This window comes from Nostoc sp. (assembly GCF_036916985.1).
GTDB lineage: Bacteria > Cyanobacteriota > Cyanobacteriia > Cyanobacteriales > Nostocaceae > Nostoc.
The window spans coordinates 26,662-40,912 of the sequence record NZ_JBALFD010000032.1; the positions used below are offsets into that span (position 1 = coordinate 26,662).

Genomic DNA, 14,251 nt, shown 5'->3' on the forward strand with positions numbered 1-14,251 from the left:
TTTGTGTCTGCTTGTATTATCGATCTAACGTTTGTAAACTAAGAAACCTGCGATCGCATCCAAAAGTGCTTCTGGCTCATCTGCGCGGATCAAATGACTGCTATTCTCAAAAATTCTCAAATCGGCGTTAGGAATTGCCTGTGCAATTTCTTCCGAAAATTCTGGGGCGCAAATCCAGTCATAACGACCTGCAATTACTAAAGTGGGTGCAGTAATTTTGTGTAACTGGTCAAGAATATTGTAGTTGCGGAGAAAACCGCCAAAAGCAACATTAATCGCATCAACTGAGAGGATATTCCGCTGCCAAGCAATGCCTGACGTGGTAGGCTCATGTCTTAGCGAATACATTGGCCCCAACACTTGAAAATACTGTCTTAGCTGTTCCTCATTTTCAAAGTTACCATCCCAAAGCCTTTGAGCGTTTGCTTTTTGTTCTTCAGTTCCCTTTGATGCAAGGATTTCCCTAGCCCGTTCTAAAAAGCCACTATGGGCTGCTGTGGCAATCACAATCAGATGAGAGACATTCTGAGGATAGCGGACTGCATAAGTCAAAGCCACCATACCACCGTAAGAGCCGCCAATCACAACAATTTTGTCCAGACCAAGGTGTTGGCGCAAAGCTTCCATATCTTCAACATTATTGTCTAGAGTATAGGTTTCTTTAGGACCACGGGCAGACCTTCCTTGACCGCGATGGTCAAAATAGACTAGTTGTAGTTTTCGGCTTAAAGCCGAGAAGGTTGGTTTGAAGGAAGTATGATCTGCACCAGGCCCCCCGTGAATTAGAAAGGCAACAGGTTTAGAGTAGATGTTCGCGCCATCCACCACTAATGCAGAACCTTCCACATCAAAGAAAATTTCTGTATCTCGTATTTTCGCTCGCATTTTCGGGATTGTATAAAATCAGATGACTTCAATTCAAAATAGTAACAACTTGCGTAGGAAGTCCTTTGCTACTCAAATGCACTATCTTCTATCAGATTTTTAGCGCGCGCTACTCAAATGCTACTCATTGTTGCCCAGTGGACTGTCTGTCATGTCCGCTGGGTAGTAAATTACTAATGACGTGGCAAGGTTAAAAGCCATGCCAAGGCAGCATCAACATTACTAACCTGTTCCCCTGGCGGTATGGCTGGGCGATTTACCATCACAACCTTTATACCAAGTTCTCGCGCGGCAATAATCTTGGGCTTTGTGGCATTGCCACCGCTATTTTTACTGACAATAGTATCAATGTTGTTGTGAATTAGAATTTGTCTTTCATTCTTGAGGGTAAAAGGCCCGCGATCGCACAATACCATCCCCGGCGGTACTAAAGCATCATCGCCAGGAGGGTCAATCATCCGCATCAGAAACCAAATTTTCTCTAGGTGAGCAAAGGCAGCAAGTTCTTGTCTGCCAACTGTTAAAAAAACTCGCTGTGCCTGGTTTTGCAGGGCTGTTGCTGCGGCTTTAACGCTATCAACTTCAATCCAGCGATCGCCACTTACTTTTTCCCAAGGCGGACGAATTAACATCAGACGGGGTACTCCGACTTCTGTTGCGGCATCGGCGGCATTGAAGGAAATTTGAGTCGCAAAAGGATGAGTTGCATCAATTAATAAGTCGATTTGCATGACTCGCAGATAATTAGCCAATCCAGCCACACCACCGAAACCTCCAACCCGTAAATCGCCCAAGGGTACTGACGGTTCACGGGTGCGACCAGCTAAAGAGGTGATTACTTCTAACCCTTGGATAGTCGCAACTTTGGCAGCTAGTTCTGCTGCATCTCCCGTCCCACCCAGAATCAAAACACGCATGATTAATATAAAATTAGAGTACTCTATGTAAAAAAATCCCCAATTGTCATTGCGATTGCTTCGCTTCGCTCTCTACGAGACGCTACGCGAACGCAATGACGTGTTTTGGATCATTTATTTCTTGGAAGTCTCTTAATATAGTTTGAACCCAGTTCCCTGCTATATTTATTGACATACATTGAATTTCTCTCACCGACTTAATTCGGCAGACTGTTCCAAAATCCACGCAGCCTGAAAAAAGTCGCGCTCAGAAAACATCGCATAACGATAGGTTGAATGCACAACAGCATTGTTAATGGCATAATTATCAACTAAACTTTCTAATTGTTGTGTTAGTGGTTGAAAGTCTGCGCTGCTGTAAGTACGAATCCAGTCAGCATATTGATGATTCGGAATACCGTTACGAGCTAATTTTTCTCCTAAAAAGGCATACAAACGCATACAGGGAGCCATTGCCGCCGCAGTTAAACCTACATCTCCACCCCAAGCAGTTGCTAACAAAAAGTCCGTATAGCGGCGGGTGGCAGGCGCAGATTCTACGGAATGCAAATTGACTCCCCACTCAGAGGCATAGCCACTATGCAGCCGCAGTTCTTCTAAAACTCCACTAGCTAAGTTATGAAATGTGGTGAAACCTAACCAGTCTGGTGCTTTAGCTGCGGCGATACTGTAGGCACGGGCAAAAGCTTCTAAGAAAAAAGCATCTTGCCCTACGTAGTAAGCAAATTTCACCTGTTCAAGAGTCCCATCACCAATGCCTTGAACGAAAGGATGCTCTAGGCAAGCTTGTGCTAAGTCTTGATTTGCTGCCCATAATTCGTTAGATAAAGTCACGTCGCTTCGCTCCGAATTCAAAATTCAAAATTCAAAATAAATGATCCGCATAAATAAATTTAGGGACTTGTATCATGAATCGTTTTCGGTCCTTTGAGGTGGAAAATACGATATTTTAGTCTTGTTGATGGGCAAATTTATAACCACCCCACAGAGAAAGAGCGATCGCAACCACCAGTAAAATCGGTATGCTGTACCAAGGAAATTGGGACAATGGTAAATGAGCAACTGCACGTAATCCCATGCTGGCGTAGGTTAGTGGCAACAAGTAAACTAATACTTTGAAAGCCGTTGGTAATGTCGCTGGGTCAAAGAAGGTCGCTCCTAAGAATGACATGGGGATGATGATAAAATTGTTGTAGAGTCCTACTGATTCTAGCGATCGCACACTCAACCCCACAATCACCCCTAACCCGGCAAATACTGAACAATTCAGCGCCACCAACAGCAGAAATAGTGGATTGATCAAATTCCAGTTTCCAGTCAACAGCAGCGCTACCAAAATCACCGAACCGGAAGTCATCAACCCCCGCACGACTCCCGCCAGCATTTTACCGATATACAACGCTAAGGGATGTATGGGAGTTAACAACAATTCCTCAAAGGTTTTGGTAAATAATCTGTCTCCACAAATGGAAAATGTCGTTCCAGCAAAGCTAACTGTCATCGACGACAGCGCTACCATTCCCGGTAAGATAAATTCCAAATAGTTGTTATAGCTACCACTAATTCCTGAGCCTGGTTTAATGGAACTACCCAAACCCAAGCCAAAAGCTAAAATATATATCAGTGGAGATATTAACCCTGATGCCGCAATTGGTAAGATTCTCACACGTAAATCTAACCAATCTCCCCAAAAAATAGTCAGACTATCAGCTAAGAAGATTTGCAGTTGCGAAGTTTTGAACCTCTTGCCCGAAGATAGCGCTTTTTGAGATATCACGTGCTTTCAATTACTTATCAAAATTTTATTAAGTATTAACTTACATTGTTTTACACCTCAATTACTAGGGGTAACAAAAATATCTCATCTTAAAAATTTAAAATTAACAACAAAATCTAGATGTTTTAAGCATTATTACTACATTAATTGTGAAAATTCAGTTAACTGTATCTGATACCAATGAAAAATATGATATAATTCACAAATAAATTGTTTACAAGTGATTAATCAAATCAAGCAGTGCATAACAATTCGTTAACGATTAAATAAACAAAGATACTCATTAATTTTTCCAGATAGAAACAATAACAGACTAGTACTACTTGGCTTAAGAGAATGTTTGAAAAGTCTTAGGCGACTAGAAGTCGCTATTATACAAACAAAGTCCACCTCCGTGGACTAAGAGAAAATCAAGAGTTTTTAACCCACGGAGGTGGGTTTGGTCTGTGTAGCTGCGACTTTCAGTCGCCCGGTGAGTAATAAATTAGACTTTTCAAACAACCTTAAAATTCTGTCCAGATATCTAGATAAGCTCCTATTTTTCGCATTTAACAAGAATATTGCACAGAAAGTTGCAGGCAATTAAAGTCAAGAATAGGCATACTTAAAGAGGGAGAAAACTTTAGACAACTCCCTGCCAAATCGGCGTGAAGGTGATTAAGCAACAATGAGACGTAAATCTACTGGTAGATCGGCTACTACTTCTAAACCCTCTGTTTTCCAATCCCCTCTATTTAACTTCACCACCATCGCAATTATGGGAGGGGTGTTAATTTTGGGAATTGGGATTGGTATTGCTTTTAGTTCTACAACCACGTTAGCCCCATCGAATGTGGCTTCTCGTGAATTTATTGACACCAAAGCACCAAACCCTGAAATTTGTGTGCAGTACGGAGCCAGCGCGATGGTGATGGACGCTAGACTCTTCGTCACCCTCAACCCCTTCAATGTCTATGTTGCCCAGCCTAGTATGCGTCCTGGATGCGTGATCCGACAAAATAACTGGGCGCTTTTAGAGCAACGTAAGCTGGTGACATCCGATCAGGTAAGAGATTGCAAAAATCGCCTGAATACCTTTGGTTTTACAGGGAACTTGGACAGTGACAAACCTGATATTAGGTGCATATATCAGAATGAAGCTGCTCAAAACTTCTTTACAGCTCAACCAGGAGCAGTTGGAACACCTCAGGAAACGGACAGATTTTAGAATTGGGCATTTATAAAGAGGCAGAAGGGCGGGGTGCGGGGGGCGGAGGGGAAAACTCTGCTCCCCGCTCCCTGATCCCTGCCCCCTGCTCCCTTCCTTCTTCCCCTACCCCCCATCTCCTCACTCCTTATCTATTTTTAGGAAGAGGTTGACCAAACTCAATGATCTGGGGATCGGGAGCATTGGGGATTGTTGGGACTGGAAATTCCGATATCCCGACAGGGGAAATATTATTCAAATTATTGGGCTGATTTGGGAAAGAAGGGGGGGGAAGACTCAAAGCAGGTTGTTGAGAGGATGTATTTGGAGTTAGGGGGGGTACGGTGACAAAAGGCTGCCCTGAGTTGGTAATAATTGCTGAGGGTAGTTCATTGGATGGAGGCGGAACTGTGAGTAAGGGCGGTTGTTGATTAGTAGTGCTTACGGGTAAGTTACTTGGCGGTTGTGACTTATAAGGTGTTTGAGGTTGTTTCTTGGGTGAAGGTGAGGAGTTTCCTGCTTTCACGGCAGTAGTTTTACCAGAAATAACCGGACGTAACACCCAACGAGTGGAGTTTTTGCGGGAAACGGGTTGCAGTTGTATCTGTTTGGGATTAAAAATAGTCCCTGGTGCTAAATCTAAGACAATGCGTGTGTCGTTTGCGTTCAGTTGAGAAACGCGAATGCTTTTAATTGCTCCAGAATAATTTTGCAGTGTGGTAACTTTGCCCAACTTAGTATTCGGTAAATCTACAACCAGACGCGAGGGTTGGGCCAGGTAGAAATAGCGGGGGGTTGTGCCTGCTGAGAGGGTGATTTCAAGTTGCTGTGTCTTGGGGGAAAAACGCCAATTATCTAGCTTGGCCACTGGTGTAGCAGCAGTAGTGCAAGTTTCAAGGGCGATCGCTGCGTAAAAGCCTAATATACTGATGCTAAATAGCTGCTTACCCCATTGGCAAAATTGCTTGGTCTTTAGTCCCTGATCCATTCTTTTTATTTGCTCCATAAAACCCATACAATGCGCTCACATTGCTGTTTACTTCGCGCTGCCAATCCCGTAAATGTGATTAATCGCGTCTCTACATGTCGCGCCAGGATTCCCAGGCTGGGGACTGGGGACTAGGAAGAGTTTTCTTCTCTACGAGACACTGCGCGAACAAAACTTGGGTAGTTATCTGAATCCCCGAACAATTTTCCCAGTCCCTAATCCCCAGTCCCTTTTTCAATTAACTTTTTGAGGCACGGCGGTAAATTTAAGAGTTTGGGGAATGCCCTGTACGGTTAATTCACCTGTCATATTACCTTTATCCACAAGTTGCATTTGAATTGTCACTGAGTTTAGAGGCTCATTTTGGGGGCGAGGAATATTACAAAGGATTGAACTACCAACTTTCCCAGATAAATTTAACTGTTGATTTCTAAAGATGCCTGCCAGAGAGTGCTTTTCGTCAGTGTCGGTCTTAGCGTTTGCCGGTAATACAGAGGCATTTAAGTAAATACCCGACTGTTCAATATTTAACGTCAGGGTATCCGATTTTTCACAATTCGGCAAATTCTCCGCTAGGGTTAGACGATATCGCCCGTTAACTGGGGGAGGAGCCTTGAGATTGTTTTCTCCGTAAACACTGACAGTTTTAAACAACACTAGCACTGACGTGATTGCGACTCCGTAAAAAGCCAAAGATTTGAAGTTGAAATGATTCATGCTCTTAATTTTTCAGTGTTGGCTCTTGACTGCTAATGTCAGGAAGCATGGAAGCTAGATGAGCGGTGACTTGACTGTAGCGACGGGTAATCAGCAGAGAGGAGCAACATTGGATGGCTAGTTGATCTGTATATCTTCCCAAGGTTTGACGTTCGATACCCCAAGTGCGGCTAGTACCAGCAATTGTCAAGTCTACATTTTTTGAGGCTTCGACTACTGTTTGGATTGCCTCTGGAACCTGGACAATTTTGATTTCTATGCGATCGCGTACACTACTCGGTAATTGCTCCATCATTATGTCCAACTCATAATTCAATTCATCTTTGAGGCGATTGTCGGGTAATACATGTAAAATCTGCAACGTACAAGTTTCATGATTGATGAGCAGTCTGAGCGCCAGGATCAGGGCTAAATCATCATGGATATTGGCAGAATAAGGCACTAATATGCTTTCTAAGCGATCGCTTCCTCGGTCTACAAATACTGCTACATCCACTGGTGCAGTGCTGAGAAGTTGACCGACTCTTCCACCTAAACGATTGCTACTAAAAGCTGGGCGATGCCATCCCACCAGAATTAAATCAACTTGCTCTAGTGCGGCTATCTGTGCGGTTTCCCGTGCGACATTGCTAGATATGCGAACGATGGGATGCACATGAGAGCGTGTTTCTAGCGGTTCGAGAGTATTAATCAATTCTTCTAGCTGCTGACGGCGCTGGGCAATTAATCGGTCTGCTTCAACTGGTGTACTTTCAAAGGCATAATCTTCTTCAAATTCAATCAGGCTCAGAGGGTTAACCACGGCGGGATGTCGAGAGTTAAGAGCAATGCTGACTGCTAACTGTAGCAAGCCTTTTTGGGTACTCGGATTAGCCACAGGCACTAAAATTCGGTAAGGACGAATGTAAGTGTCGGCATTATTAGCGCTTGTAGCTGTTTCTGCTTCCAACTCTGGTTCTACTACATCTAACCTGATTAGCTTCTTCGGATATGTCCATTCCAGCAGTGGCGAGGTCATGAATGTAGTTACCAATGCCATAATTACCAACATGGTAAATATTAAGGGGGAAATTACCCCTAACTCTAAACCAATGTTTAGCACTATAAGTTCGGTCAAGCCGCGAGTATTCATTAACCAACCCAGTGCCGAGGCTTCCCGTTTATTAATGCCACTGACACGGGCTGCTACATAAGTACCAATATACTTGCCTGCGATCGCCACTCCTAAAACCAACGCACACAAAAACCACAATTCGGGACGGTTGAGCAAGCCAATCTCTGTTCGTAAACCACTGTAGGCGAAAAATATTGGTAGCAAGAAAATCAGGACAAAATCTTCCGTTTTTACTGCCAATTCCCGCACTAAATCTTCATTTTTGGGCATGGCTGCTCCCAGTAAAAATGCCCCAAAAATTAAGTGAATCCCAATTAGTTCGGTGATTAGTGCCGACGCAACCACACCCATATAAATCCCAGCTAGCAGTAATTGGCTGAGTCGTCCTGCACGGAGGTAGTGTTTGGCAAGGCGTTGCAGGAACCAACGTCCCACCGTCAACATCAAACCGATGTAAACTATACTGGCGATAATTGTGGGTATAGCACCAGCAAAGTCGCCAGTCCGAGCAACTGCGATCGCTACTGCTAATAAACACCAAGCTGTCACATCATCCACTGCTGCACAAGTTAACGCCAACGTTCCTAAACGCGTTCCTTGTAAATTGTTTTCAGTAATGATTCGCGCCAACACTGGAAAGGCAGTAATCGACATCGCCGCCCCTAAAAATAAAGCAAAGGCGGTGAAAGATACACTTGCATTGGAAACTAGGGGATAAAGTAGCACCGCTAGCAATGTTCCCAGAGAAAACGGCATTAAAATGCTGACATGAGAAGTTAAAACTGCTACTTCTAATTGTCCGGCGAGGTATTTGGGATTTAGTTCTAGCCCAATCAAAAACATGAAAAATATTAGTCCCACCTGAGACAAAACATTGAGAAAAGGAAAAGTTTCTGGTGGAAACAAGGTAACTGCTAGATGGGGAGCAACTAAACCAAATAAAGATGGGCCGAGCATAATTCCGGCAACAATTTCACCAATTACCAACGGTTGCTTAATAGAACGGAATCCTAGCCCTACTAGGCGTGAAAGTCCAATAACAATCAGCACCTCAACCAGAACGAGAACAACTATGTGCATGGTTTCCTCACAATTAACTATCTGGTTTCCCTAAGATAATTCTTTAAAAGACTGGAAAATGTCAAGCTTGTTAGATACAACCAAGAGTAATTTGTGCTTCGTGGTTATATGAATTATTGTTACGATCCAGTTACAGCCGTGAAATATGAATTCTGATGATTTTAGGAACTACATCTAAAATAACTGCCAAATTAACGATAGCAAGAAAATTAGCGTTATATGGTAATACTATTTGATTTGCTCTCTACCGAGAGGCTCATATCCCCGACTTCTTGAAGAAGTCGGGGGTCTTTTTGTTCGTAACTTATTTAGGATTGCTATAGCCAGAGTCAAAGCAGAGAATTACCTGATTAATAGGTAATTAATTTTGTATTTAATTTGCTTAAATGGAAGATTTTTCATAGCTTGTACCGTGCAAGAAAAAAGCAATCAGTGGTGATGCCATCAGGGTAGTAATGACTGCCATAATAACCATTATAGTGAATAAAGTTGGGGTAATTATACCTTGTTCTAGACCAATATTCAGAATGATTAACTCCATCAAACCACGAGCATTCATCAGAGCGCCGATAGTTGCAGATTCGCGCCAATTTTCCCCGCCCAATTTTGCAGCCAGCATACAAGCAACACCTTTACCGAGAATGGCGATCGCAATAATTAAGAGCGTAATTCCCCACAAAGTAGGTGTGTTTACCAATCCAATTTGAGTGTTCAGTCCAGAGAAGACAAAAAATATCGGTAACAAAAAAGAACTAGTTAAAAACTCCGTATATTGGCGAATTTGCTGGGCGAATTCTCCCCGTGGTGTGACTGCTCCCAACACAAAAGCACCGAATATTGCATAGATGCCTGTGACATCAGTAAACCATGCACAAAACATCAAAATTATCAACATTAAAGTCAGGGTTTGTCTGTTCACACCTGCATCGCGTTTCGTCATCCGTGTGAACGCTTTCAGTAGAGGTTGACCGAGAAAAATTGCAAAGAGGACGTAGCAAATGCCACCACCAATTGCTAATATGGCAATACTCAGAGAATTTTTGACGCTAGCAAGCACGATCGCCAGCAAACACCAGGCAACTCCATCATCTACCGATGCTGCACCCAAAGCCAAAGTACCGAAGCGAGTTTGTGCAAGACCGCGTTCGTAAAGAATGCGAGCTAACATGGGAAAAGCCGTAATTGTCATCGATGCACCCAGATACAGGGCGGCTGACCACGGCGTTACCTTTGGTTGAAAGAAATCACCATTGTGATAAAACCAAGAAGATGCGATCGCTCCTAAAATAAAAGGAGTAATAATTCCAGCCGCAGATAGCAAACTTGCACTTTTGATATGATGTTTTAACAGTTTAGTGTTGAACTCTAAACCAATTAAAAACATATAAATTACCAACCCAATCTGGCTAATAGCATATAAAATCGACATTGATGGATTGGGTATCTTGAGTCCGACAGCTGTAATGATGGGAAGCTTAGGAAACAGCCATTGCTGAAAACTTGGTGCAATTAATCCTAAAAGCGATGGCCCTAGCATGACACCTGCAATCATTTCGCAAACAACATCAGTTTGACCAAGATAGCGGCGTCCTAAAATCGTGACAATGCGACAAGTAGCTAAAATAACTGTGAGTTGCAGAAATAGCTGAATAACCAGATCAAAATTTGACATTATACTTCCTTAATTTGCGTCTCTGCATTGAAGAATCTCCCCAGACTTCAAAGCTTGTCCTGTTTTTTTATATACAGCAGGGAATAGGGAACTCTTAACTGAGGTGAAACTCTATTGATATATGGCTTTGTGCTTAGAATTTGTACCTCACTTACCTGCAATCTGCTGTATGACTACTACATCAGCACAAGTGTCAATTTGGGAAATATCACATAGCTGTTTTTAATTTGATTAGACATCTCCAGAAATTAAAGATGCGTTACCCAGAACCCTTGTAGAGAAGTAGCATTGCTACGTCAAAACAATTCTTTTTCGGAGATGTCTATTAGATGTAATAGGCAATGTGCTGCTTTGGTTTCCAAAGTTGTAGCAACTACCATGTTGTATTGACGCACACAACTGTACGTCAATACAACATATTGCATCCAAACTAAAACCGCCATATATAATTTTTTATGATTTGTTAATTTGTGATTTATCACATTTTTCATCTATTTAAACCACCATTGGCTGTAAGTACGCATATACATGCGCCTCTACTTTACGGTTTAATTACCTGAAAATTACTGTAATTTTTGATTAAATTAGTTACGAATATTTAAGATATTACAACCATTCCCCACCCCGAAAACGCCAACGGAGAAAGATAATTCGCATCAGGCTTTGGGAAGTAATAAAAACTGCTAGCCACACGACGCTATAGTGGAATAGAAAAGCTCCCACTGATAGTTCTTCCTTAGGTATAGGTATTGGTAAAAAGCCAAACAGTTTGACTCCACAAAACACAAACACCAATTCCCATATACCAGCTAAGAGTTGATAAACTGCGGGCCAATCTCTATCCCAACGCGATTTTTGCAGATAGTCATAAAGCACATCCCAGCCTAAGCCAAAGATGGCAACATAAGCAAGTATCCAAAAATAAACCGAGTTAGCACCAGGGCCAATCCAACCCATTGCAAAAGGCAAAGATACGAGTACGCCGACAGTTGCAAGTAATAATAATCGAGTTTGCCAACGGCCAAATAAAGTTGGTGTCATAGGAGTGCTGAGTGCTGAGTTAAGAGTTAGGAGTTAGGAGTTAGGAGTTATGAATAATATATATAGAGAAATTAGAGTTTTTATCAATAGATTTTGACTCGCTTCATTAAAAGTTTAGGAAGATTGTGGTGCTTTTTGCAAGGATCGCAAATAAGACAATATTAAATAGTAGAACACGGCATAAATAAACCACCCATTTAAAATAGCTAGAAAGCTTACAAAATAAGCATTCTTTCTTTTTACTTTTGCCTTTTTACTTTTGCCTTCTTGTACTAGCCCCAAAGCACCAACACATCTATGTTATTAGGATGGTTTCAGGTGATAATCAAATTTAGAATGGTAAGCTGCATTGGCAAAGTCCATTGAAGGTATTGCTTCCCAATTGATTACATCTTCTAATAAAGCTTGATAACCTAGTGTATTGGGATGAAGACCATCTTCACTCAAGCGTTTGATCCGCCAAGTTTCACCGCGTTCCATCCACTGCTCAAAAATATCTAAATAGGGAATCTGACGTTTATTGCAAGCAATTCGAGTTGCTTCTTTGTAGCGGTACTGATCGGCATGATTATAATAAAAACAATCTAAAAATGGCATCTTGGTTTCATCCACTGGCACCATGCCCACAAATAATACAGGACAGAGTTGCTGTGCCAAATCTAGCAGAGAAGCAATTTCCTTTTCAAATACGGCAAAATCTGTGTAGCTTCGGCCATCAGGACGCGCCAACCGCGCTGAGTCGTTCACCCCTACTGATAAAATAATTAAATCAGGAACGCGATTTCGCAGTTCACCCCGGTGGCGAAATTCAACTTCTAGCCTTTGTGCCACTTGTTGCGTGCGATCGCCTCTTACCCCTAAATTATAAAGAATATGACCCGCGCTATCCGGCAACATCCACCATCGCCGTAGTTGCTCGATCCAACCTCCTTTTTCCGGGTCGCCGAATCCATAAATTAAGCTGTCCCCCAGCGCGACAATCTTCATAGGCTGAAAGTGATTTGGTGGTACAGACAGCTGCATTGAGGAAGAAGCTAAAAATGTGTGCATTTAACAACTATATTTTATATCTTTACAAGATTCTATACATTTCTATACCATAGATGACTATCTTTAGTGTGCAAACTATGTGGTTTCTATGGTTGCAAGGTTAATATTGCCGCCGTTGAGCCTCTGAGATAGAGAAGAGCGCAAAGGGAGAGATTAGAGGGAGCGATCGCCATATAATAGCGATGGATGGGGTAAATTTTGCCATCTGTCGTTAGGATAGGTTATAGGTGTAAAAATTATCTCTACCATTAGTGAAGATGAGTATTGACTTAGTAGTTAATGCCCTTAAGAGTATTGCTAAACCTGCGACTTCTCTAGTTATCAATCAAGCTCAACGCAATGAAACTGTAGTCAGAACCTTAAAACAATTCAAGTTTGACCCAGTACAACCACCTAAAGATGTTGATGGTGTTTATGTTTACTCTTTAATTGAGTATGGTGTCGATAAGCCGGAAGTACTGCTGAATCTTTTTCGAGAAAAAGAAATTAAAAATGCTTTTTGGAGTGCTTATACTTCAAATAATCCCTTGGGTTTCTACAAGGAAGTAGAAAATTTTTTGCAGGGTAAGGATTTAGAATTTGATATTCGATTGTTGAGAATTGAACTGCGATCGCAGTTAGAGGAGTTTGGGGAAATATTTATTAAGGTTGCTAAAAAAACTAAATCGAAAGAGTTTGAGCCTTTTCCAGAATGGAATTTAGACGAGTAATCAGCAGAATTTAAGTCATTAATTAAAGAAAAAATTCGCTCATTTTGTGGTCGTCAGTTTGTTTTTGACGCATTTAAGCAATTTTGCAATAAAAATCGTAGTGGTTATTTTACAGTAGTGGGTGATGCGGGGATGGGGAAGAGTACCATTGCTGCTAAATACGTCTGGGACAATAAATCACCATGCTATTTTAATATTCGCTCTGATGGTCGCAATCGAACGGAGCTATTTCTGGAAAGTATTCGCAAACAATTAATTAAGCGTTACCAGTTGCAGAATGCCGATAAGGCTAATTTAGCAGATTTACTAGAACAGGTTAGCAAAAAACTGACTGCTGGCGATCGTCTGGTAATTGTGGTTGATGCGCTGGATGAAGTCGAACAAGAAACAGGGGGGAATCTTTTAGATTTACCGCCGTCGCTTCCTGAACGTGTTTATTTTCTGCTGACTAGACGACCATATACCATAGATAAAAAACGCTTGTCTGCACCAGATGTCCCAGTCGATGAGCTAGATTTAAGCGCAACTAAGTATGTTGGTTTGAGTCGTGAAGACATTAAGGAGTATATTCAGTTCTTTTTGAATGTCGATGAAGACTATAAGAAGGCACTTAGACAATGGATTCAAGACCGCAAAATTGATGAAAATGATTTTGTTGAGCAGGTAGCAACTAAGAGTGAAAATAATTTTATGTACCTGCGTTATATTTTGCCAGGAATTGCTAAAGGTGACTATAATGACCTGACTTTAAAGCAATTACCCGATGGTCTAAAGGATTATTATCAAGTTCATTGGGTACGTATGGGGATGGATGAAAAGCCCCAAGAAGTAAAAGTATTTATCCTATTTATTTTAGTGGAGATTGGCACACCAATTACCTGTGAGATAATAGCGGATATTGCCGATCAAGATGAATATGATGTGCAATCAGTTTTAGAAGAGTGGATTGAATATTTGAAGAAGCAGCATATAAAAGGAGAAATCTGCCACAGCATCTATCATGCAAGTTTTTTGGACTTCTTGAAAGCAAAACGGGTTTTGGATTCAAAACGGAAGCTATTTCAAGAGGTTAATCAACGCATTGCGGACTACCTTATCAGGAAGATGGCGTGAA

The 14,251-nt window shown here is 41.8% G+C and carries 14 protein-coding genes; 3 read left to right on the plus strand and 11 right to left on the minus strand.

Annotated elements, in window-relative coordinates; all coding sequences use genetic code 11:
* Positions 1–24: 24 nt before the first annotated feature.
* The 4 genes from V7L07_RS12350 to V7L07_RS12365 all read right to left on the minus strand — a co-directional run bounded on the left by V7L07_RS12350 (position 25) and on the right by V7L07_RS12365 (position 3,579).
* Complete coding sequence (locus V7L07_RS12350; protein WP_335058136.1) at positions 25–885, minus strand: alpha/beta fold hydrolase; 861 nt, start codon at positions 883–885, stop codon at positions 25–27.
* Positions 886–1,058: 173 nt separating this feature from the next.
* Positions 1,059–1,802, minus strand: a complete 744-nt coding sequence (locus V7L07_RS12355) for a cobalt-precorrin-6A reductase (RefSeq protein ID WP_335058138.1) — start codon at positions 1,800–1,802, stop codon at positions 1,059–1,061.
* 189 nt (positions 1,803–1,991) lie between these two features.
* The gene (locus V7L07_RS12360; protein WP_335058140.1) at positions 1,992–2,636 is read right to left on the minus strand and encodes a TenA family protein; all 645 of its coding nucleotides are present in this window, start codon (positions 2,634–2,636) and stop codon (positions 1,992–1,994) included.
* 115 nt (positions 2,637–2,751) lie between these two features.
* A complete protein-coding gene (locus tag V7L07_RS12365) occupies positions 2,752–3,579 on the minus strand; it encodes an ABC transporter permease (RefSeq protein ID WP_335058142.1) in 828 nt (275 codons plus the stop codon).
* Positions 3,580–4,246: 667 nt separating this feature from the next.
* On the opposite strand from V7L07_RS12365, the gene V7L07_RS12370 reads away from it, so the two are divergent.
* Positions 4,247–4,786 carry a DUF3172 domain-containing protein gene (locus V7L07_RS12370; protein WP_179068175.1) on the plus strand — a complete coding sequence of 180 codons (540 nt, stop codon included), beginning with the start codon at positions 4,247–4,249 and terminating at the stop codon, positions 4,784–4,786.
* Positions 4,787–4,913: 127 nt separating this feature from the next.
* Here V7L07_RS12370 and V7L07_RS12375 read toward each other — a convergent pair whose 3' ends face one another.
* From V7L07_RS12375 to V7L07_RS12405, 7 genes are all read right to left on the minus strand, one after another.
* Positions 4,914–5,753 (minus strand): AMIN domain-containing protein, encoded by an 840-nt coding sequence (locus V7L07_RS12375; protein WP_335058144.1) that lies wholly within the window; start codon positions 5,751–5,753, stop codon positions 4,914–4,916.
* Positions 5,754–5,987: 234 nt separating this feature from the next.
* Entirely contained in the window at positions 5,988–6,470 is a 483-nt protein-coding gene (locus V7L07_RS12380; RefSeq protein WP_335058146.1) for a hypothetical protein, read from the minus strand.
* A 4-nt stretch (positions 6,471–6,474) separates the two neighbouring features.
* Positions 6,475–8,664, minus strand: a complete 2,190-nt coding sequence (locus V7L07_RS12385) for a cation:proton antiporter (protein ID WP_335058148.1) — start codon at positions 8,662–8,664, stop codon at positions 6,475–6,477.
* Between the two features lie 382 nt (positions 8,665–9,046).
* Positions 9,047–10,336 carry a cation:proton antiporter gene (locus V7L07_RS12390; RefSeq protein WP_334694598.1) on the minus strand — a complete coding sequence of 430 codons (1,290 nt, stop codon included), beginning with the start codon at positions 10,334–10,336 and terminating at the stop codon, positions 9,047–9,049.
* A gap of 296 nt (positions 10,337–10,632) precedes the next feature.
* Entirely contained in the window at positions 10,633–10,779 is a 147-nt protein-coding gene (locus V7L07_RS12395; protein WP_335058150.1) for a hypothetical protein, read from the minus strand.
* Positions 10,780–10,942: 163 nt separating this feature from the next.
* The gene (locus V7L07_RS12400; protein ID WP_335058152.1) at positions 10,943–11,377 is read right to left on the minus strand and encodes a hypothetical protein; all 435 of its coding nucleotides are present in this window, start codon (positions 11,375–11,377) and stop codon (positions 10,943–10,945) included.
* 303 nt (positions 11,378–11,680) lie between these two features.
* On the minus strand, positions 11,681–12,427 hold the full coding sequence (locus tag V7L07_RS12405) for a GDSL-type esterase/lipase family protein (protein ID WP_335058154.1): 747 nt from the start codon (positions 12,425–12,427) through the stop codon (positions 11,681–11,683).
* 257 nt (positions 12,428–12,684) lie between these two features.
* Between V7L07_RS12405 and V7L07_RS12410 the strand changes: the two genes are divergently transcribed.
* Together V7L07_RS12410 and V7L07_RS12415 are read left to right on the plus strand one after the other, a co-directional pair.
* Positions 12,685–13,137, plus strand: a complete 453-nt coding sequence (locus V7L07_RS12410; RefSeq protein ID WP_335058156.1) for a hypothetical protein — start codon at positions 12,685–12,687, stop codon at positions 13,135–13,137.
* A 33-nt stretch (positions 13,138–13,170) separates the two neighbouring features.
* Positions 13,171–14,250: an AAA family ATPase gene (locus tag V7L07_RS12415; RefSeq protein ID WP_335058230.1), complete on the plus strand. Its 1,080-nt coding sequence runs from the start codon at positions 13,171–13,173 to the stop codon at positions 14,248–14,250.
* Position 14,251 lies beyond the last annotated feature (1 nt).

Coding starts and splice junctions, on each gene's coding strand:
- V7L07_RS12350 (WP_335058136.1), bottom strand. CDS start 885: ATGCGAGCGAAAATACGAGATACAGAAATTTTCTTTGATGTGGAAGGT.
- V7L07_RS12355 (WP_335058138.1), bottom strand. CDS start 1,802: ATGCGTGTTTTGATTCTGGGTGGGACGGGAGATGCAGCAGAACTAGCT.
- V7L07_RS12370 (WP_179068175.1), top strand. CDS start 4,247: ATGAGACGTAAATCTACTGGTAGATCGGCTACTACTTCTAAACCCTCT.
- V7L07_RS12375 (WP_335058144.1), bottom strand. CDS start 5,753: ATGGATCAGGGACTAAAGACCAAGCAATTTTGCCAATGGGGTAAGCAG.
- V7L07_RS12380 (WP_335058146.1), bottom strand. CDS start 6,470: ATGAATCATTTCAACTTCAAATCTTTGGCTTTTTACGGAGTCGCAATC.
- V7L07_RS12385 (WP_335058148.1), bottom strand. CDS start 8,664: ATGCACATAGTTGTTCTCGTTCTGGTTGAGGTGCTGATTGTTATTGGA.
- V7L07_RS12390 (WP_334694598.1), bottom strand. CDS start 10,336: ATGTCAAATTTTGATCTGGTTATTCAGCTATTTCTGCAACTCACAGTT.
- V7L07_RS12395 (WP_335058150.1), bottom strand. CDS start 10,779: ATGGCGGTTTTAGTTTGGATGCAATATGTTGTATTGACGTACAGTTGT.
- V7L07_RS12400 (WP_335058152.1), bottom strand. CDS start 11,377: ATGACACCAACTTTATTTGGCCGTTGGCAAACTCGATTATTATTACTT.
- V7L07_RS12405 (WP_335058154.1), bottom strand. CDS start 12,427: ATGCACACATTTTTAGCTTCTTCCTCAATGCAGCTGTCTGTACCACCA.
- V7L07_RS12410 (WP_335058156.1), top strand. CDS start 12,685: ATGAGTATTGACTTAGTAGTTAATGCCCTTAAGAGTATTGCTAAACCT.